Raw genomic sequence first — 20,033 nt, 5'->3', positions numbered from 1 at the left:
ACGGACTGACCTTCAGAGGGATACCCCATGTTCTACGTGCAACGCGATGCACAGGGCCAATTGGTCCGGGTAGAGGCCGCACCCTACGCCGAATACACGGAGATGCTCCCGGCAGACCATGCCGAGGTCCAGGAATGGTTCGCCGATGATGTCGTCGAAAACAGCCTGAAGCAGCTCAAGCAGAGCGACCTGGACATGATCCGGGTGCTTGAGGACTTGATCGAGGTGCTGACCACCAAAGGCGTGATCAGCATTACCGACCTGCCGCCCGGTGCTCAGGCCAAGCTGCTCAACCGTTCCAGCGCCCGTGAAGCCCTGGGCGGCTTGAACAACCTGATCGATGACAGTGAAGAAGGCGGTGGCCTGATCTGACCGCCGCAGGCCCGTTGCGGGCCTGCAGCCGCTTGCCTTAACGCCAGGGCGCCGGCTCGCCGACCAGGCGTCCCTGAACCCCCTGAATACCCATCTCGCGCAAGACCTTGAGCTCACCTTCGGTTTCGACCCGCTCGGCAATCAGCGGCAAGTCGATGCTGTGTGCTGCGCGCTGGATCGCTTCGATGAACAGGCGCTTGTGGCGCTCCTGGTCGATGGCGCGAATGTAACTGCCGTCGATCTTAAGGTAAGCCAGGCCCAGGTGCGCCAGGTTGCCGATCATGCTGAACCGGCCGCCAAAACGCTGCAGGCTGAGGCTGAAGCCCAGGGCGCGCAGGCGCCGGGTCAGTTGTTCGAGTACAGCCTGCTCCGGCAGTTGCTCTTCACCGATTTCCAGGGTCAGGCGCGGGCCCAGCACGGCGTTCTGGCCGAGCAGCTCATAAACCCGCTGCAACGCCTTGGGATCGGCCAGGGTTGCCGCTGACAGGTTCAGGGCCAGTGCTTCGTTGTGGTTGTGCATGTGCTTGAGCACCTGTTCAAGCATCAGCACATCGAGCCGCGCCGACCAGCCAAAGCGTTCCAGCCACGGCAGGAAGCGCCCGGCGGCAATAGCCTGGCCCTGGGCATCGAGAACCCGCGAAATCACCTTGTAATGCAGCACACGCTCCGGTGCGTCAGTGGCCACCACCGGCTGGAAGAACAGCTGGAAGCGACCTTGCTGCAACGCTTCGTCCAGCATGTGGTGCCAGGCATGGTGAGTATCGCCGGCTTGCGGCGCGGTGCCCTGCTCAAGGCACACCCAGCCAGGTTCCTGCTGGCTCTCGGCGCGCGCCAGGGCTTCGTCAGCGAGCTTCAACAAGGCCTGCGGCTCATCGCCCGGGCTGTAAGGGGCCATGCCGATGCAGGCAACCGGCGTCACATCGCTGGCACCGGTGTCTGCCAGGCTTTGCAGGGTCACTTCCAGGGCCTGGGCCAGCTGGATCGCCTCTTCGTGCACCAGGCCCGGCGCCAGCACGGCGAACTCGCCGCCACGGCTGCGGGTGATCAGGTTGTTGGTTTCCGGGTAGTTGGCGCAGGTGCGTTGCAACTGCTGGCCGACCGCCTGCAGTAACTGATCGGTACGTTGCCCGCCCAGGCGCTGGTTGAGCCCGGCCAGGTCCTTGACCCGTAACAGCAACAGATAACCCGGCCGCGCTTCCTCCAGGTTGCTGACCAGCGCGTTGAGCTGCATCTCGAAATAGCGGCGGTTGGCAAGACCGGTGAGGCTGTCTTGATACGACTCGACCCGCAGCTTCTCGCTACGCTCGGCCTGCTCCTTGAACAGTGCCTTGAGCTTCTCGACCATTTGGTTCATGGCCTGCACCACCCGGCGCAGTTCCGGGGTGCGCGGCAGGTCGGGCAGGCTGAGGAACTCGCGGCGGGCGATGGCATGGGACTGCGCCACCATGTAGTCCAATGGCTTGAGCTGACGGCGCAGCAGCAATGCGCCGAGTATCGCACTCAGGGCGCCGCACAACAGCAGCCAGCCGAGGCTGCCCAGGGCACTCTGCCAGAGCTTGGCCAGGGCGAACATCGGATGGCTGACCACCTCGACCCGCGCCGCCTGCTGCCAGCCGCGGCTGACGATGGCATCGCCACCGGCGGCCTCCAGGCCGATCAGGCGAATGAACCAGGCCGGTACGCCGCTGGCGTCAGGCTCGGCATGCCGTTCGACGAGCAAGGCGTTGGAGCCGGTGTCGATGACTTTGATGCTCGAATAGTAACCGCTGTCGAAAATCGAGCTGACCATCAGCTCGACCATCGCCGGGTCGTCGATGTTCGGCGTCAGCGACAACGCCAGGGCCGTGGCGGCATCCTGGGCGTGGGAGCGCAGCTGGTTGACGTACTGGCTGCGCGAACTCTCCAGGCTGACCATGAAGCTGCCGCTGAAAGCGACTACCAGGAACAGGCAGATGGCCAGCAGCAATTGTTTGAACAGTGACATCTGTGCTCCTTCAGTAAGCCGGCTCGGCGGGGAAGCCTTCGGCCTGCATCTTCTTCAATAGATCCTGCCAGCGCGACAAGCGCTTGGTGTCACCGACTTTTTTGTTGCCACCCGCACCGGTCAGCCACAGGCCCTCACCATTGAAGGAATACACCGGCAACAGGTCAGGCCGCTGGCTGGCGGGCTTGATCGCATCGATCAGGCTGTCGAGCACCAATGGCATGGCCTCCGGGCTTGAATAATAGGTCAGGACCATGTGAGCGCGATTCTGGCGCAAGGCTTTAACGTAGGTAATACGCAGTTTTTCGGCAGGCACCCCGAGCCGGCGCAGGCTGAAATACTTGGCGATAGCGTAGTCTTCGCAATCACCGGCGCCCTTGAGCAACGACTGCACCGGGGTCGCCCAATAATCCACCTCGCGCCACAGATCAATGTCCTCGACGTAGCGCAGTTGCTGGTTGAAGAACAGGTTGACCACTTTCAGACGCTCGGCCTCACTGCCCTGCTTCTGGGTTGCCAACAGGTTCTGCCAGGCATCGATACGGCCCTGGCCAGGCCCAAGCGGCCCATACAGCGATTGGGCGCGGCGGCTGATCTGGGAAAAATCCCAATCCGCCTGCAGGCCGCCCAGCAGCAGGCAGCCGAGCACCACGGCCAGGCCAAGCCGGCGCAGGGTCAATTGAACAGCCCAACGTATCGCCAATGCGAATTATCCGCGCAGACCTGTGATAAACCGTCGATGGTGCGGCCTGAACCCGGAAAAGACAATGGCACGTTACAATCATTGAGCCATCAATCCGTTGATCCCCGGCAACCCCTTGTCAGGCGTGGCTTGCGCCCCTGACTTCCCTTGAAGAAAAACTTCCTTCACGATAGCAAGTACGCGGCCATTGATGAGTGCCTTGTTAGCGAAATCTGAAGGTAGTCGCGCGCGGATTGACAAGTAAATCTCCCCTAACTACTGTTATTGGATCCTGGATCCAATACCCGATACGACTTCAGGCAGAGACAGCGTGGCCGAAAAAACCAAACTCCTGAGCGATATCCTGGGTGGCGAACAAGTTCCGCCACACTTGGCTCGTAGCGTGATTGAAGAACGGCTGCGCAGTGCCATCCTCGACGGCCGACTGGCCCCCGGGATGGCCTTGCGCCAACAGGAACTGGCCACCTTGTTCGGTGTCAGCCGCATGCCGGTGCGCGAAGCGTTGCGCCAGCTTGAAGCGCAGTCACTGTTACAGGTAGTGGCGCACAAGGGTGCAGTAGTCGCACCGCTGATCGGTGAGGATGCCGTCGACACTTATGCGCTGCGGGTCATCCTGGAGTCCGAAGCGTTGCGCCAGTCGATCCCGTTGCTCGACGCCGACGATATAGCCCTGGCACGCAGCTATATCGCCCAGCTGGAAAACGAAACCCGGCATGCCGAAATCGGTCGCCTGAACCGCCTGTTTCACATGACCCTGTACAGCAAGGCGGGCAATCAGAAGCTGTTGCGCCTGATCGAGAACGAACTGAACGAAGAAGAACGCTTCTTGCGCTTTCACTTGTCGTCCATGGGCCTGGGCAAGCTGACTCAGGATGACCATACCGGGCTGGTGGATGCCGCAAACGACAAGTCGGTTGAAGACGCCATCGGGATCCTTGAGCGCCACCTGAACAACGGGGCGAAAACCATCAAAGCCTACTTGAACAGACAATCGGCAGAGTGAATCCACAGCCATTGACCGGTAATCCCGGTCAATGGCAGCACCTCAGCTCGGGGCACACCTTGAGCCAAAGGAAAGGCAGTGCACGCTCCCACTTTTCAGCGCAGAACCGTAATGGCTTCTGCCCAGCCACCGCGGATCCGTCTGATCTGCCTCGCTTGCAGTCAGGATCACCTGAGCCAGTACCGCGCCTGGTCAGCAGAACTCAATGACCAGATCGAGCTGGTGACGGTCAATGTCCTGGCCTACGGTAGCCTGAACGTTGCCCAGCCCCTGCAAGATCATTGCACCCTGGTTGCCTCACTGGTCGAGCGCCTGCAGGTTTACCTGGGAAAGCCCCATGCCCTGTTCGGTCAAGGGCCGGGCGCGCAACTGGCCCTGACCCTGGCGCGGCACACCGAGCACTTGCATCCGGGGCAAACCCGCCACTTGTTTGTCTCCAACTGTGACAGCCCACTCACCCCGCCTGATGATGCGCCAGGCCGGCTGAACGTCCCGGTCACTGCACTGTACCGATCAGGGCAACTGCCACGGATGCTTGGCTGGCATGCCTTCAGCGCCCGAGAAATCGAGCTGATCGAACTGCCTGACGAACCCGTCGACGGCCCTCAGCGCAACCAGCGCCTGATTCAAATCATCAACACACATCTGGGCCTGCTCAGCCTCTGACTCCCCCCAACGCAGTACCTCCAGCGGTGTGTTCGCACCGCTGAATTGTCTCCTGCTGTTTCAGCCAGCCATGGCGGTGCTCGCATTTTCGGCACACTCTTACCCGCGCAGCGACCGCTGATCGCCACCAGGCGGGCCAGGTCGTCTGCCTATCGCACACCTGCAGAAGGAGCCTCGCGCCGGGCAAGGACCGATATCGATCAGTTGCCCCCAAGAGTCAACCAGGTCCGACTTGCATACTTCAGTGCTCCGAGTGAGGCATTCACTCACGTTGTTTCTATTCTGGCACTCCGTGACCGGAAGGAGCACTTACTTATCAATAAAACTTAACTTACAAGTTTTAATCAGCACACTTACGCCCAATAAACTTCCCAAAAAAATATAACCAACAAAGTTATTGCAATACACTTCAAAGTTGAACTAGCTTTTTAATGGCACGGGCGCACCTCGCCTGCAGCAGGGCGACAATCAGAAAAATTGACGCCTATTGCATCGATATTGCTGACAACACGCATTCTATCGAATCGAGCAATCGAGGCCCCAGCTCGGCCCTGAAAACTATAAGACGTCTCTAACCGGACATTGATCTCTGACGAGGGAACACCATGAACTCATTAGTCTCGCAACTTTCCGTCCGCAAATCCGAACTTGCCGCACACCCCATCTTTTCAGAGATAAACGCTTTGCCGGTATTGCAACGGTTCATGGAAACCCATGTATTTGCCGTCTGGGATTTCATGTCGCTGACCAAGCGACTGCAGCACGAGCTGACCTGCATCCAGCTGCCCTGGTTGCCGCCGCTTGACCCCTGCGCAGCCCGCCTGATCAACGAGATCGTCCTCGGCGAAGAGTCGGACGATCGCCTGGGCCAGGGGCATTACAGCCATTTCGAGTTGTACCTGGACGCCATGCGCGAAGTCGGCGCCAGCACGACAGTGATCGAGCGCTTCGTCAGCCTGCAACGTGAAGGCGTTGGTTACACCAGTGCACTGCAGCGTTCAGGTGCCAGTGAGGCAGCCCGGCATTTCGTCTGCAACACTTTGCAGACTGCCCTTGAGGCGCCGGCCCATAGCGTCGCTGCGGCCTTTCTGCATGGACGTGAAAGCGTTATTCCAGGCATGTTCCAGCGCATCCTCGATGACTGGGGCATCACCGGCGAACAGGCGCCCACCTTCCGTTACTACCTGCAACGGCATATCGAAGTCGACTCCGAAGACCACGGCCCGGCCGCCGAAGCCTTGCTGGCACGGCTGGTAAAAGACGACCCGGTAAAACAGAACCAGGTGCTGGAAGCTGCCATCGCTGCCATCGACAGCCGCATCGCCCTGTGGGACCGGCTGCGCCTGTCGATGCGTGCAACCTTGGCGGAGGTCAGTGCATGAGCGCCCTCGACTACCACTCCTTCGCCGAGGCCTGGGAGAGTCGGGCGACCATCCGCACCCGGCCGCGACGCCTGATCGAGGACGATCAGCGTCTGTTCTATCCGCTCAGCCGCCAGCCGCTGGTACTCACGACCACCTTTATGCGCGAGTGCCCGCAGCAACGTGATTTCGCCCTGATCCAGAGCTTGTACAAGTTCATCAACGACGTGGTGATTTTCGAAACCGAGATCGTCGACCACACGGCGCGACGGATCGCCAAGGACCGCTTTGCCATCCGTTTTCCATTCGCCTGTCGCTATGACGCCATGACCGTGGTGGTGGATGAGGACTACCACGCCCTGGTGGCCATGGACTTCATGCAACAGACCATCGCCCTGAGCGGGGTCGAGCCGATAGCCCTACCCCGGGAGATCGAACTGAGCCGGGCCATACCTGCCGCCCTGGCGCTCGCACCGGACCACCTGCGCGACGCCATTGAGCTGATTTGCGTGGGCATCGCCGAGAACACCCTGACCGACGATGTCGCGGCGTTTGCCCGGGATGACACGGTCAAGCCCTCGATCAAAGGCCTGATGGCCGACCACCTGCTCGATGAAGGCCGCCATTCCACGTTCTGGGCACGATTGGTGCGCATCTACTGGCACAGCGCAAGCGAAGCGGACCGGCAGTGCATTGCCGAAATACTGCCCGTGTTTCTCAGCCAGTACCTGACCAACGAGATCCAGAAAGGCTTTGACTTCGCCCTCATCGACCACCTGCAGATCAGCGCGGCCGGCCGTGCAGCGCTACGCCAGGAGGTGACCGCCATGGCCTACCCGATCGACCACCGGCATCCGCTGCTGGGCAACATCCTGCGCCTGTTCAAAGCCAGCACGATGCTCGACTCGCCGTGCGTACAGCAGGCCCTGGCGCACTACCTGCCCGAACCAAGGAGATAGCCATGAGACGCCTGGAAATCCTGATAATCGGCGCCAGCCCCGCACTGATCCTGCTGCACCAGGACCTGCTTGATCACGGCCACGCCCTGCACCTGGCCGACAGCGCTGCAGCCTTGCAACAACGCCCGTGGCGCCAGCCTCAGTTGCTCATCGACGACGGCAGCCTGGCGCTGTCTGCCAGTGAATGGCACGGCCTGGGTGACTGTGCATGCTTGAGCCTGCGCCTAGGGGTTTACCTACCAAGCGACCTGCAAAACGCTGGCGAACTGCCGACACTCGAACTGTTGTGCTGGACCGGCAGTGTCACCGCACAGCGACTGATCGAGCGCCAGCGCCTGGCCCCGGAGAAATCCGGCAATGGTCAGCAGTTGCGCCTGCAGGCCATCGCCAGCCTGCAGGAGATGCTCGCGTTGCAGGTCAGCCGGTTCTCGCGAAACCCCGAGTACCTGCAGCAAACGCCCACCATCAACCCTGGGCAGGAAGATCAGCAACAAGACCTCAGTTGGCTGGAGCAACTGGCCTGGTTTCATCGCCTCAACCAGCGCGACAATCCGCCATTACTCGCCATTGCCGAAATTGCGCTGATCGAGCATCTGCAACAGAGCCTGCAGGTTCATGCCGACCACCCGGCGCTGAACCTGAACGGCCAGCGCATCAGTTACGCACAGTTGCACGCCCAGACAGCCGCGATCCAGCAGCAGTTGCCGGCTCCATCGGCGAGCAGTGAACCGCCAGTGATCGGCGTCTGCCTGGGCAAATCCGTTGCGCTCTACGCCAGCCTGCTCGCCGTACTCGGCGATGGGGCGGTGTACTTGCCCCTGGACCCGGCGCACCCCGTCGAGCGACTGCGCTACATCCTCGCCGATGCCGGTGCCAGCTTGCTGCTGCATGACGGGCAGGTGCCAATGGATGACCTGGCAGTGCCGAACCTGGACCTGCGCCGGTTGCCAAAGCCGCTAACGCAGCCGTTGCCATCATTGCTGCGCCGGCGACCGGCGCCAGACGCCCCCTGTGTAGCGATCTACACCTCGGGTACCACCGGCCAACCCAAGGGCGTGCTGCTCAGTCAACGTAACCTCAGCCATTTCCAGGCCTGGTACAGCGCGCATGTGCAATTGGCCCCGCACAGCCGTGTGCTGCAATTCTCGACGATCAGCTTTGATGCCTCCTTGCTGGACATCCTGCCGACCTGGGTGTGCGGCGCCGAGCTGGTGATCCCCAACCAAGACCAGCGCCGCGATCCGGCGTGCCTGCTGGCGTTGCTGCATGAGCAGGATGTAACGCATGCCTTTTTGCCGCCTGCACTGCTGAGCATCCTGCCTCGTGACCAGGCGACCGGCCTGCGCCACCTGATTACCGGCGGCGACGTCTGCGAGCCTGAAGTGATCGAGCGGCTGGCCGGCCAGTGCCAGTTGCACAACATCTACGGCCCGACCGAAACCACCGTACTCGCCACGACCCGGGTATTTGCAAGCGGCGACAGCAACCGCAACCTTGGCCAGCCAATTGCCAATGCCCGAGTACTGATTCTCGATGAGCGCATGCAGCCGGTCGCCGAGCAAACCCCTGGCGAGCTGTATCTGGGAGGGCCGGGTGTGGGGATTGGCTATGTGAACAATCCACAGCTGAGCGCCGAACGCTTCGTCAGCCTACCGCTGCCCGACGGTAACTCGCTGCGCCTATACCGCACGGGCGACATCGGCAAATGGACAAGCGCCGGCATCGAGCTGTGCGGGCGCCGTGACAACCAGGTGAAAATTCGTGGTTTTCGCGTCGAACCTGAAGAGATCGAGCACTGCCTGCGCCGCAGCAACCTGTTTCGTCAGGTGGCGGTAGTCATCGATGGCCAGCGGCGGATCCTGGCGTTCTGTGCACAAGCCAATGCCGATGGCGCTGAAACCGGCCTGCGCCAGCATGCCGAGCAGCAACTGCCCGACTACATGCGTCCGGCCTTCTACCAGCATCTGGCGCAGATGCCCTACACCGCCAACGGCAAGATCGACCGCCAGGCGCTGCTGGCACTGCCACTGGACTTGACGCCAAGCAACTTGCACCTAGGCCCGGTAACGCCGGTCCAGGCACAGCTGGTGGGCCTCTGGAGCGATCTGCTCGAACTGCCCGAGGACGACATTTCCACCGATGCCAGCTTCTTCAGCCTCGGTGGCCATTCGATCCTGCTGTCGCGCCTGTTGCTGGCGATCCGTGAGCGATTTGGCCGCGGCATCCCGATCAACCAGTTTATCCAGATGCCCACGGTGCAACGCCTGGCCACCTTGCTCGACAGTGAGCAGGCACAGGTTCAAGGCCTCGATCCGCAAGCCGAACGCGATGCCTGCCGCCCGCTGAATCTGCAGGTGCTGCCGATGGCGCAACTGGGCGATGTGCACAAGGTGATCGTCACCGGCGCCAACAGCTTCCTGGGTGTGCATCTGGTCGAAGCCTTGCTGGAATGGGGCGCCAGCGAAGTCGCATGCCTGGTACGTTCCAGTGCTGACCAGTCAGCGCAGCAACGCTTTGGCGCAGCGCTGCTGGAGAACGGCTTGCATGGCCTGGACATGAGTCGGGTGAAAGTCTTCGCGGCCGACCTGCGCCAGCCGCACCTGGGTCTTGCCGAGGCCGAGTACCGCTACCTGGACAGCGAATATGGTGCACTGCTGCACAACGCTGCGCAGGTCAATCATGTGCTGGACTACCACACCTTGGCCGCCGATAACGTCGAGCCGCTGTTCGAGTGCCTGCGCTTGTGCGAAGGGCGGCGCAAGAAGCTGTTCAACTTCATCTCGACCCTGTCGGCTTGCAGCGCCATCGATGCCGATGGCCAGGTACTGGAGCAGGACCCGGCCAGCACCCCACCAATCTATATCCGCAACGGCTACAACCTGAGCAAATGGGTGGCCGAGCGCATCCTCCAGCGCGCTCGCAACCAAGGGGTATGGGTCAACCTGTATCGCCCCGGCAACATCACCTTCGACAGCCGCAGTGGTGTCTGCCAGCCGCAACGCAACCGCCTGATGCTGATGCTCAAGGGGTCGTTGCAGCTCGGCCAGGTGCCAGCCCTGGAACTCAACTTCGATCTGATGCCAGTGGACTTCCTGGCCCGCTTCATCGCCTTCCACAGCAGCCGTTACCAGGCCGGCCAAACGGTATTCAACCTGCACAATCCAGAGCCCCTGAGCTGGCGCGACTACGTCTCGGCGTTTCGCGACAGTGGCCAACTGTTCGAGTTGGTCAGCGTCGAGCAGTGGCAACGGCAGTTGCAGCGCGTCGACCGCAGTAATGCCCTGTTCGATGTGCTGGGCTTCTACCTCGACGGCTTTGAGGAAGACATCGGCGACATCTCGCGAATCGAGCATGGCAATGCGCGCGCCGGCGTTGCGCGCATGGGCGCGCGGTACCCGGCAAAAACCCCGCAATTGCTGCAGCGCGGCTGCCAGTACCTGCACGACATCGCGTTCATCTGACCCTTTTCCACCCCAGCAGGAGATACCCCCATGCAAACCCTTCAACCCGACACACTTATCCACAACCCTGATGGCTGCCGCGTGATTGCCAGCATCGACATCGCCAGCGATGCCGCCAGCGTCTGGAACATCGTTGGCAATTTCGCCGGTTTCCCGGTGTTCATCCCGGCCCTGGCGCACATCGAGATGACCGGCAGCGGCGTACGTTCAGTGCGCAAGAAGCTGTTCAAGGACGGCAACGTGGTCATCGAGCAGCTCAATAGCCGTGACGAGCAGGCCATGCACATGACCTGGAGCCTGATCTACACCAGCCTGAACATCGGCAACCTGTGGGCAGCGATGCAGGTCGAGGCGCTGGGTGAGCGCCAGGCGCGGGCAACCTGGACCATCCAGGCCGAACCATGGGAAGGCGGCAGCGAGGCGCTGCCGGCCTTTCAGGCGTTTTTGCAGGGGTTTGCCGATGAGGCGATGGGCAACGTGAGGAATTTGTTGAGTTAAACCCGATCGCGGGGCAAGCCCGCTCCTGCAAGAGCGCGCTTGCCCTGATCAATAGTTGCAAAATCGTTCAAGGATGCCAACAATGAGACTAATTATCATTCATGACCCCTTCAGCAGCGCACCGTCATGCCCTCTCCAGAGTCCGTGCACACGCTTTACAGCCACCACCACAGCTGGCTGAACACCTGGTTGCGCAGCAAACTGGGCAATGCCGCCGATGCCGCAGACCTGGCTCAGGACACTTTCGTACGCCTGTTGCAACGGCGCGAACAACTGGAGCTCACTGCACCCCGTGCGTTTTTGCGCACCATCGCCCGTGGCCTGGTGATCGACCATTGGCGGCGGGAAGAACTACACCGCGCTTACCTCGAAGCCCTGTCACACCTGCCAGAGGCCGAAGTGCCGTCGTTGGAAACCCGCGAACTGCTGCTGGAGTTGCTCGAACGCATCGCGCAGATGCTCGACGGCCTCAAGCCCAAGGTGCGCCGCGCCTTCTTGCTGGCGCAATGTGAAGGCCTGACCCACCAGGAAATCGCCGAACACATGGGAGTGTCCCTGCGCTCAGTCGAGCGCTACGTGGCCGATGCCCTGTATCACTGCTACCTGCTGCGCTATGCAGCCGAGGCCTGAATTGGCATGGCCCCCCTCAATCCTGGCCCACGGGTAGTCAAGCAAGCCATCCACTGGATGCTCCAGCTGCGTGAAAGCGGCCACAACCCCCATTTGCAGCAGCAATGCGAACAGTGGCGCGCCGCTCAACAGGAACACGAACTGGCCTGGCAACGGCTGCAATCGCTGCATCAGGAACTCGACCTGCGCACCCTGCCAGGGGCCAGCGTGGCCTTGCAGACCCTGGAGAACGGCAGCCTGCGCCTGCAACGGCGTCAGGCCTTGAAGCTGCTCAGCGGTGTACTGGTACTCGGCTCGGCAGCCTGGCTCGGCAAGGACCTGGAGGCCCTGAGCCCCTGGACCTCCGACCTTGCCAGTGCCACGGGCGAACAACGCAGCGTGCGCCTGCCAGACGGCTCGTTGCTGCAACTGAACACCAGCAGCGCCGCCGACCTTGCCTTCGATGCCAGCCAACGCCTGGTTCGACTCAAGCATGGCGAGCTGATGCTGACCTGCGCCAAGGATTCGAGCACCCCGGGCCGCCCCTTGCTGGTACGCACCCGCGATGCCTTGCTGCAAGGGTTCGACGCTCGTTTCGTGGTTCGCCAGGAGCATGACTGCACTCGGGTCAGCATCAGCCAGGGCATCGTCGCCCTGCATCACTCGGGGGCCTTGCAGTGGCTGCAGTCAGGCAGGGCTTATCGCCTCGATGCTCGAGGTGCCACCCTGCTGCAGAATCAGGACATGGATGCCGGCGCCTGGGCCGAGGGGCTGATTGTCACGCGCGACATGCGCCTGGGCGACTTTCTCGCCGAGGTCGGGCGCTATCGCCACGGTTATGTGAGTTGCGCCGCAGACATTGCCGACTTGCGCCTGTCCGGGGTGTTTCGCCTGGATGACACCGACAAGCTGTTGCAACTACTGCCGCAGACACTGCCGGTGAAGGTCAACTATCGCACGCGCTGGTGGGTACGCCTGGAGCGGCTGGCGTGAAGTAATTTTTTTGGCGGGTTTTTCCAGCGAGTCCGGCTAGGACAGTAAGCGACTCCTTCTGCCCTTACCGACTCTACGGATCTCTCCATGCGTAATGCTTCGCCCCTGCTGCGGCTCAACAAGAAAAATGATTTTCAATCTGACTTAGATTCTGCAGCCGGCAGCTTGCTAGGCAAGGCTATCCGCGCCGCGCTGCTCGGTACCGCCCTGGGCATCGCTGCCGTACCGGCAGTGACGCTGGCCGCCCAGGTGGGCAGTGTCAGCCAGCAGTACAACATCCCCGCAGGCTCCCTGGATGAGGTGCTCAACCAATTCGCCCGCAAGGCCGGCATCACTTTGTCGAGCACCCCGCAAACGACCCAGGGCTTGCAATCGCCAGGCCTGCAAGGCAACTACGCCACCGACCAGGCCCTGCACCAGTTGCTCAACGGTTCGGGCCTGGAGGCCGTCAGTCAGGATGGCGGTAGCTATGTGCTGCGAGCTCAGCCACAGGACGCCGCGCTGTCGTTGCCGAGCACCGAAGTACGCGAGTTTGCCCTGGGTAATGCGCTGGGCAGCATGGAAGGCTACAACGCCACCCACAGCCAGGTGGCGACCAAGACCAGTGCGCCGATTCTGGAAACCTCGCAATCTGTATCGGTGGTCACTCGTCAGCAAATGGACGACCAGGGCTCGCAGACGGTGGCCCAGACCATGCGCTACACCCCGGGCGTGCTGACCAACCCCTATGGCGCCACGCACCGATACGACTACGTCGCCATGCGCGGCTTCAACGACGGCTCTGTGGATAACATCTATCTGGACGGTCTCAAGTCCATGGGTGATAGCGGCACCTACAGCACCATGCAGGTCGACCCGTACTTCCTCGAGCGGGTGGATATCCTCAAGGGGCCGTCTTCGGTGCTCTATGGCCGCAGCTCACCCGGTGGCCTGGTCGCCCTGACCAGCAAGAAGCCCCTGTATGAGGCCTATCATCAAGTTCAGGCCAGCGTCGGCACCCAGGGCCAGCGTGGCGTTGGATTCGACTTCAGCGGCCCGCTGGATGACGACAAGCGCATTGCCTACCGCCTGGTGGGGCTGGCCGATCAGTCCGACACCCAGTTCGACCACAATAAAGAAAAACGCTTCGCCCTGGCACCGACCGTCAGCATCAACTTCAGCGAAGACACCTCGCTGACCCTGCAGGCTTACCTGCAACACGACCCTGACGGCGGCTACCACGCCGGCGTGCCAGCCGATGGCGCACTGCACCAACGCAATGGCCAGCGTATCTCCGATCATTTCTTTGAAGGCGAGCCGGGGATCGATCGCTACGAGCGCGATCAACAGTCGTTCGGCTACCAGTTCGAACATCGCTTCAACGACGTGTTCACTGCACGGCAGAACTTCCGCTACCTGGATTCAACGGTGAAAATGGACCAGGTCTATGCCTGGGGCTGGACCACCCCAACCAGCAACGAACTGAACCGCTACTACACCGGCGGCGATGAAAAACTGCACGCCTACATCATCGACAACATGCTTCAGGCCGAATACTTCACCGGCAGTGCCAAGCACACCACTTTACTGGGCCTGGACTACCAGCGGCGCAAGACCGTGGTCGACTGGCGCAGTGGCGCCCTGGCACCGATCAATGCCTTCGACCCGCAGTACGGCAACTCGGAAATTACCTACTTTGACCCCACAAGCTATCTGCGTCGCCTGCAGCAGACCGGCGTGTACCTGCAGGACCTGATCGAGCTTGACCAGTGGCGTTTCTCCCTGGGCCTGCGCCAGGACTGGGTGAAGACCTCGGATGAAAACCGCATCGCCGAAGCCAGCCGCCCGTTGGGTACCAAGATCAGCGACGAACGCACCAAGCTGACCGGCCGCGCCGGTGTGCTGTACCTGTTCGAGAACGGTATTGCGCCGTATATCAGCTACTCCGAGTCGTTCAACCCCAACTCCTACGCCGACCAGTCGGGCAACCCACTGGCACCGACTGACGGTACCCAGTGGGAAGCCGGTATCAAGTACCAGCCGCCGGGCACCGACAACCTGTTCACGGCCTCGGTGTTCCGCATCGAGCAGGAGAACCTTGCGTCCAAACTGCCGCAGGAAGAGTTCTACCGCCCTATCGGCCAAGTCCGCTCCCAGGGCCTGGAGCTGGAAGCGCATATGCAGGTCACCGATAACCTCAAAGTCCTCGGCAGCTACACCTTCACCGATATCGAATACTCCAAGTCGATGCCGAGCACGCTGTTTGCCAGCGACCTCGATAACAAGGGTAATTCGCCGACCCAGGCGCCGCGGCACATGGCCTCGCTGTGGGCTGACTACAACTTCCGCCAGGGCGCCCTCGATGGTCTGCGTCTGGGTGGCGGTGTGCGCTATGTCGGCTCCAGCTGGGTCGACGCCGAGAACACTATGAAAGTGCCTTCCTACACCCTGTTCGATGCTTCGCTTGGCTATGACTTGGGCAAGGTCGGGCTCAAGGGGGTTGATGTACGGCTCAATGCCAACAACCTCACCAATGAAAGCTACATCGCCTCCTGTGCCAGCCTGAGTTACTGCTACATGGGTGAAGAGCGCAATGTCAGTGCCACGGTCAGCTATCAGTTCTGACCCCACCTGTATGAACGCCAAAGCCAGCGCCTGATTTCGGGCGCTGGCTTTGTTGCCTCTGGCAACTTGCTGCGGACCTTTGCTCATGCGTCAGCATTACGTATTGCTACACCGCTACCTCGGCCTGATCACTGCACTGTTTCTGGCCCTGGCCGGCCTTACCGGCAGTGTCCTGGCCTTTCATCACGAACTGGACGAGTGGCTCAACCCGTCGTTCTACGAAGCCCCCGCGGTGGGTGAACGGCAGCAACCGGGCGTGCTTGTGGATAAGTTGCAGGCCGAGCACCCGCGGCTGCAGGTCTGGTACATGGAGTACCCAAACGAGCCAGGGCATGCCGCGCTGCTGGCGATGGTGCCGCGCAACGACCCTGCGAGCGGCGAGCCCTATGCCGAGAAGAACACCGTGTTCTATCTCGATCCGGTCAGCGGCCTGACCCTGGGCAAGCGTTTCTGGGGCGAATGCTGTTTCTCCCGCGAGAACTTCATGCCATTCATGCTCGAGTTGCACTACAGCCTGACCCTGCCCGGCAACTGGGGGATTCTGCTGATGGGCGTGGTGGCAATCATGTGGGTAATCGACTGCTTTATCGCCGTGCTGCTGACCTTTCCCCGTGGGCGGCCGTTCTGGGGCAAGTGGGCGAAAGCCTGGAAGATCAAAGGTGGCCATGCCTATCGGCTGAACATGGATATCCACAGGGCGGGCGGTTTGTGGTTGTGGTTATTGCTGCTGCCGATTGCGATCAGCAGCGTGGCGATGAACCTGCCAGCCCAGGTGTTCAAACCGGCGGTGTCGCTGTTTTCACCGGTCGAGCCAAGCGTGTATGAGGCCCGTGGGGGCCTGCCCAAGGACCAACTGGGGGTTACCCAACTGAGCTATCAACAGGCTTATCAGTTGGCACAGCAGGAAGGTCAGCGGCTGGGGCTAACGGCACCGATCGGTGAGCTGTACTACAGCTTCGAGTACAACTTCTACGGCGCGGGGTTTGGCCAGCACGATACCGATGCCCAGGGTAAGTCCTGGTTGTTCTTTCATGGGACTGACGGGCGTCTGCTGGGCAAGGAGATTGCCGGACAAGGCACCCTGGGGGAACGCTTTTACCGCCTGCAGCTCCCCATCCATGGCGGGCGCATCATCGGGATGACCGGGCAGGTGTTGATTGCAGTGTTGGGGGTGATGATTGCGGTGCTGTCGTTGACCGGGGTGTATATCTGGTGGCGCAAGTTGCAGGCGCGGCGCAGTGGGAAGGTGCGCAGGGCTGCCTAAACAGGATCTGTCGATTGCGGTCTGCCTGTTACATCGTCTCGCGGGGCAAGCCCGCTCCCACCATCAGCACCACCACCACAGAAAGCGAAATCTGCAACCGCCAGAAAGACAAAACCCCTGTCTGCAGCGCAGACAGGGGTTTCGGAATGAATCTTGACGATGACCTACTCTCACATGGGGAAACCCCACACTACCATCGGCGATGCATCGTTTCACTGCTGAGTTCGGGATGGGATCAGGTGGTTCCAATGCTCTATGGTCGTCAAGAAATTCTGTGTGCCGGTCCGTCTGTTGCGACGTGCCAGCGAATTCTTGATGCTTCTACTCTAAAGACAAAACCCCTACCTGCATGCGCAGATAGGGGTTTCGGAATTTAATCTTGACGATGACCTACTCTCACATGGGGAAACCCCACACTACCATCGGCGATGCATCGTTTCACTGCTGAGTTCGGGATGGGATCAGGTGGTTCCAATGCTCTATGGTCGTCAAGAAATTCTGTTGCCAGAAGGTCTTGTTTAAGACACTCCAGCGAATCGGGTATGTGATGGTTTGTGAGGTACAAATTCTCGGCTTTGTGTCTTCACAACACCGCAATCTGGTCATTCGACGCAAATTGCTTGGGTGTTATATGGTCAAGCCTCACGGGCAATTAGTATTGGTTAGCTCAACGCCTCACAGCGCTTACACACCCAACCTATCAACGTCGTAGTCTTCGACGGCCCTTCAGGGAGCTCAAGGCTCCAGTGAGATCTCATCTTGAGGCAAGTTTCCCGCTTAGATGCTTTCAGCGGTTATCTCTTCCGAACATAGCTACCCGGCAATGCCACTGGCGTGACAACCGGAACACCAGAGGTTCGTCCACTCCGGTCCTCTCGTACTAGGAGCAGCCCCTCTCAAATCTCAAACGTCCACGGCAGATAGGGACCGAACTGTCTCACGACGTTCTAAACCCAGCTCGCGTACCACTTTAAATGGCGAACAGCCATACCCTTGGGACCGGCTTCAGCCCCAGGATGTGATGAGCCGACATCGAGGTGCCAAACACCGCCGTCGATATGAACTCTTGGGCGGTATCAGCCTGTTATCCCCGGAGTACCTTTTATCCGTTGAGCGATGGCCCTTCCATACAGAACCACCGGATCACTAAGACCTACTTTCGTACCTGCTCGACGTGTCTGTCTCGCAGTCAAGCGCGCTTTTGCCTTTATACTCTACGACCGATTTCCGACCGGTCTGAGCGCACCTTCGTACTCCTCCGTTACTCTTTAGGAGGAGACCGCCCCAGTCAAACTACCCACCATACACTGTCCTCGATCCGGATAACGGACCTGAGTTAGAACCTCAAAGTTGCCAGGGTGGTATTTCAAGGATGGCTCCACGCGAACTGGCGTCCACGCTTCAAAGCCTCCCACCTATCCTACACAAGCAAATTCAAAGTCCAGTGCAAAGCTATAGTAAAGGTTCACGGGGTCTTTCCGTCTAGCCGCGGATACACTGCATCTTCACAGCGATTTCAATTTCACTGAGTCTCGGGTGGAGACAGCGCCGCCATCGTTACGCCATTCGTGCAGGTCGGAACTTACCCGACAAGGAATTTCGCTACCTTAGGACCGTTATAGTTACGGCCGCCGTTTACCGGGGCTTCGATCAAGAGCTTCGCGTTAGCTAACCCCATCAATTAACCTTCCGGCACCGGGCAGGCGTCACACCCTATACGTCCACTTTCGTGTTTGCAGAGTGCTGTGTTTTTAATAAACAGTCGCAGCGGCCTGGTATCTTCGACCGGCATGAGCTTACGGAGCAAGTCCTTCACCCTCACCGGCGCACCTTCTCCCGAAGTTACGGTGCCATTTTGCCTAGTTCCTTCACCCGAGTTCTCTCAAGCGCCTTGGTATTCTCTACCCAACCACCTGTGTCGGTTTGGGGTACGGTTCCTGGTTACCTGAAGCTTAGAAGCTTTTCTTGGAAGCATGGCATCAACCACTTCGTCGCCTAATGGCAACTCGTCATCAGCTCTCGGCCTTAAGATCCCGGATTTACCTAAGATCTCAGCCTACCACCTTAAACTTGGACAACCAACGCCAAGCTGGCCTAGCCTTCTCCGTCCCTCCATCGCAATAACCAGAAGTACAGGAATATTAACCTGTTTTCCATCGACTACGCTTTTCAGCCTCGCCTTAGGGACCGACTAACCCTGCGTCGATTAACGTTGCGCAGGAAACCTTGGTCTTTCGGCGTGGGAGTTTTTCACTCCCATTGTCGTTACTCATGTCAGCATTCGCACTTCTGATACCTCCAGCAAGCTTCTCAACTCACCTTCACAGGCTTACAGAACGCTCCTCTACCGCGTCACCTAAGTGACACCCGTAGCTTCGGTGTATGGTTTGAGCCCCGTTACATCTTCCGCGCAGGCCGACTCGACTAGTGAGCTATTACGCTTTCTTTAAAGGGTGGCTGCTTCTAAGCCAACCTCCTAGCTGTCTAAGCCTTCCCACATCGTTTCCCACTTAACCATAACTTTGGGACCTTAGCTGACGGTCTGGGTTGTTTCCCTTTTCACGACGGACGTTAGCACCCGCCGTGTGTCTCCCATGCTCGGCACTTGTAGGTATTCGGAGTTTGCATCGGTTTGGTAAGTCGGGATGACCCCCTAGCCGAAACAGTGCTCTACCCCCTACAGTGATACATGAGGCGCTACCTAAATAGCTTTCGAGGAGAACCAGCTATCTCCGAGCTTGATTAGCCTTTCACTCCGATCCACAGGTCATCCGCTAACTTTTCAACGGTAGTCGGTTCGGTCCTCCAGTCAGTGTTACCTAACCTTCAACCTGCCCATGGATAGATCGCCCGGTTTCGGGTCTATACCCAGCGACTAAACGCGCTATTAACACTCGCTTTCGCTACGCCTCCCCTATTCGGTTAAGCTCGCCACTGAATATAAGTCGCTGACCCATTATACAAAAGGTACGCAGTCACCTAACAAGTAGGCTCCCACTGCTTGTACGCATACGGTTTCAGGATCTATTTCACTCCCCTCTCCGGGGTTCTTTTCGCCTTTCCCTCACGGTACTGGTTCACTATCGGTCAGTCAGTAGTATTTAGCCTTGGAGGATGGTCCCCCCATATTCAGACAAAGTTTCTCGTGCTCCGTCCTACTCGATTTCATGACCAAGAGATTTTCGCGTACAGGGCTATCACCCACTATGGCCGCACTTTCCAGAGCGTTCCGCTAATCTCAAAGCCACTTAAGGGCTAGTCCCCGTTCGCTCGCCACTACTAAGGGAATCTCGGTTGATTTCTTTTCCTCAGGGTACTTAGATGTTTCAGTTCCCCTGGTTCGCCTCTTGCACCTATGTATTCAGTACAAGATACTCAGCTTATGCTGAGTGGGTTCCCCCATTCAGAGATCTCCGGATCAAAGTCTGTTTGCCGACTCCCCGAAGCTTATCGCAGGCTACCACGTCTTTCATCGCCTCTGACTGCCAAGGCATCCACCGTATGCGCTTCTTCACTTGACCATATAACCCCAAGCAATCTGGTTATACTGTGAAGA

At 59.7% G+C, this 20,033-nt stretch carries 13 protein-coding genes and 3 rRNA genes; 11 read left to right on the top strand and 5 right to left on the bottom strand.

The window, feature by feature from the left end:
- Positions 1 to 27: 27 nt before the first annotated feature.
- Positions 28 to 372, top strand: a complete 345-nt coding sequence (locus tag EXN22_RS02225) for a tryptophan synthase subunit beta (RefSeq protein ID WP_130262253.1) — start codon at positions 28 to 30, stop codon at positions 370 to 372.
- 37 nt (positions 373 to 409) lie between these two features.
- Here the strand turns inward: EXN22_RS02225 and lapD are convergent, their stop codons facing one another.
- Both lapD and lapG read right to left on the bottom strand, forming a co-directional pair.
- Complete coding sequence (gene lapD, locus EXN22_RS02220; RefSeq protein ID WP_130262252.1) at positions 410 to 2,356, bottom strand: cyclic di-GMP receptor LapD; 1,947 nt, start codon at positions 2,354 to 2,356, stop codon at positions 410 to 412.
- Between the two features lie 10 nt (positions 2,357 to 2,366).
- Positions 2,367 to 3,059, bottom strand: a complete 693-nt coding sequence (gene lapG / locus EXN22_RS02215; RefSeq protein WP_130262251.1) for a cysteine protease LapG — start codon at positions 3,057 to 3,059, stop codon at positions 2,367 to 2,369.
- 310 nt (positions 3,060 to 3,369) lie between these two features.
- On the opposite strand from lapG, the gene EXN22_RS02210 reads away from it, so the two are divergent.
- The 10 genes from EXN22_RS02210 (at position 3,370) to EXN22_RS02165 (ending at position 16,477) form a co-directional block, all read left to right on the top strand.
- Entirely contained in the window at positions 3,370 to 4,062 is a 693-nt protein-coding gene (locus EXN22_RS02210; protein WP_130262250.1) for a GntR family transcriptional regulator, read from the top strand.
- A gap of 111 nt (positions 4,063 to 4,173) precedes the next feature.
- Positions 4,174 to 4,728, top strand: a complete 555-nt coding sequence (locus EXN22_RS02205) for a thioesterase domain-containing protein (RefSeq protein ID WP_130262249.1) — start codon at positions 4,174 to 4,176, stop codon at positions 4,726 to 4,728.
- A gap of 605 nt (positions 4,729 to 5,333) precedes the next feature.
- The gene (locus tag EXN22_RS02200; protein ID WP_130262248.1) at positions 5,334 to 6,110 is read left to right on the top strand and encodes a DUF3050 domain-containing protein; all 777 of its coding nucleotides are present in this window, start codon (positions 5,334 to 5,336) and stop codon (positions 6,108 to 6,110) included.
- Positions 6,107 to 7,048, top strand: a complete 942-nt coding sequence (locus EXN22_RS02195; RefSeq protein WP_130262247.1) for a diiron oxygenase — start codon at positions 6,107 to 6,109, stop codon at positions 7,046 to 7,048. The genes EXN22_RS02200 and EXN22_RS02195 overlap by 4 nt, the downstream gene beginning before the upstream one ends.
- A gap of 2 nt (positions 7,049 to 7,050) precedes the next feature.
- A complete protein-coding gene (locus tag EXN22_RS02190) occupies positions 7,051 to 10,509 on the top strand; it encodes a non-ribosomal peptide synthetase (RefSeq protein WP_130262246.1) in 3,459 nt (1,152 codons plus the stop codon).
- A gap of 30 nt (positions 10,510 to 10,539) precedes the next feature.
- Positions 10,540 to 11,007, top strand: coding sequence for an SRPBCC family protein (locus tag EXN22_RS02185; protein ID WP_130262245.1), 468 nt, complete (start codon positions 10,540 to 10,542; stop codon positions 11,005 to 11,007).
- A gap of 126 nt (positions 11,008 to 11,133) precedes the next feature.
- A complete protein-coding gene (locus EXN22_RS02180; protein ID WP_130262244.1) occupies positions 11,134 to 11,637 on the top strand; it encodes a sigma-70 family RNA polymerase sigma factor in 504 nt (167 codons plus the stop codon).
- A 6-nt stretch (positions 11,638 to 11,643) separates the two neighbouring features.
- Positions 11,644 to 12,609, top strand: coding sequence for a FecR domain-containing protein (locus tag EXN22_RS02175; protein WP_130262243.1), 966 nt, complete (start codon positions 11,644 to 11,646; stop codon positions 12,607 to 12,609).
- Between the two features lie 87 nt (positions 12,610 to 12,696).
- Positions 12,697 to 15,213: a TonB-dependent siderophore receptor gene (locus EXN22_RS02170; RefSeq protein ID WP_233281674.1), complete on the top strand. Its 2,517-nt coding sequence runs from the start codon at positions 12,697 to 12,699 to the stop codon at positions 15,211 to 15,213.
- An 85-nt stretch (positions 15,214 to 15,298) separates the two neighbouring features.
- A complete protein-coding gene (locus EXN22_RS02165; RefSeq protein ID WP_130262242.1) occupies positions 15,299 to 16,477 on the top strand; it encodes a PepSY-associated TM helix domain-containing protein in 1,179 nt (392 codons plus the stop codon).
- Between the two features lie 151 nt (positions 16,478 to 16,628).
- Here EXN22_RS02165 and rrf (EXN22_RS02160) read toward each other — a convergent pair.
- From rrf (EXN22_RS02160) to EXN22_RS02150, 3 genes are all read right to left on the bottom strand, one after another.
- Positions 16,629 to 16,744: ribosomal RNA gene (rrf, locus tag EXN22_RS02160) — 5S ribosomal RNA — on the bottom strand.
- A 110-nt stretch (positions 16,745 to 16,854) separates the two neighbouring features.
- Positions 16,855 to 16,970, bottom strand: a 5S ribosomal RNA gene (gene rrf, locus EXN22_RS02155).
- A gap of 138 nt (positions 16,971 to 17,108) precedes the next feature.
- Positions 17,109 to 19,998, bottom strand: a 23S ribosomal RNA gene (locus tag EXN22_RS02150).
- Positions 19,999 to 20,033: the final 35 nt, after the last annotated feature.

Origin of the sequence: Pseudomonas tructae, from assembly GCF_004214895.1 — a bacterium.
In the GTDB taxonomy this organism is placed as follows: domain Bacteria; phylum Pseudomonadota; class Gammaproteobacteria; order Pseudomonadales; family Pseudomonadaceae; genus Aquipseudomonas; species Aquipseudomonas tructae.
The sequence above is the reverse complement of the archived record's forward strand: the minus strand, read 5'-3'. Positions and strand labels throughout refer to the sequence as shown.

Excerpts from the sequence above, each read along its gene's own strand:
- EXN22_RS02225 (WP_130262253.1), top strand. The coding sequence starts at position 28 with ATGTTCTACGTGCAACGCGATGCACAGGGCCAATTGGTCCGGGTAGAG.
- lapD (WP_130262252.1), bottom strand. The coding sequence starts at position 2,356 with ATGTCACTGTTCAAACAATTGCTGCTGGCCATCTGCCTGTTCCTGGTA.
- EXN22_RS02205 (WP_130262249.1), top strand. The coding sequence starts at position 4,174 with ATGGCTTCTGCCCAGCCACCGCGGATCCGTCTGATCTGCCTCGCTTGC.
- EXN22_RS02200 (WP_130262248.1), top strand. The coding sequence starts at position 5,334 with ATGAACTCATTAGTCTCGCAACTTTCCGTCCGCAAATCCGAACTTGCC.
- EXN22_RS02195 (WP_130262247.1), top strand. The coding sequence starts at position 6,107 with ATGAGCGCCCTCGACTACCACTCCTTCGCCGAGGCCTGGGAGAGTCGG.
- EXN22_RS02190 (WP_130262246.1), top strand. The coding sequence starts at position 7,051 with ATGAGACGCCTGGAAATCCTGATAATCGGCGCCAGCCCCGCACTGATC.
- EXN22_RS02185 (WP_130262245.1), top strand. The coding sequence starts at position 10,540 with ATGCAAACCCTTCAACCCGACACACTTATCCACAACCCTGATGGCTGC.
- EXN22_RS02180 (WP_130262244.1), top strand. The coding sequence starts at position 11,134 with ATGCCCTCTCCAGAGTCCGTGCACACGCTTTACAGCCACCACCACAGC.
- EXN22_RS02175 (WP_130262243.1), top strand. The coding sequence starts at position 11,644 with ATGGCCCCCCTCAATCCTGGCCCACGGGTAGTCAAGCAAGCCATCCAC.
- EXN22_RS02170 (WP_233281674.1), top strand. The coding sequence starts at position 12,697 with ATGCGTAATGCTTCGCCCCTGCTGCGGCTCAACAAGAAAAATGATTTT.
- EXN22_RS02165 (WP_130262242.1), top strand. The coding sequence starts at position 15,299 with ATGCGTCAGCATTACGTATTGCTACACCGCTACCTCGGCCTGATCACT.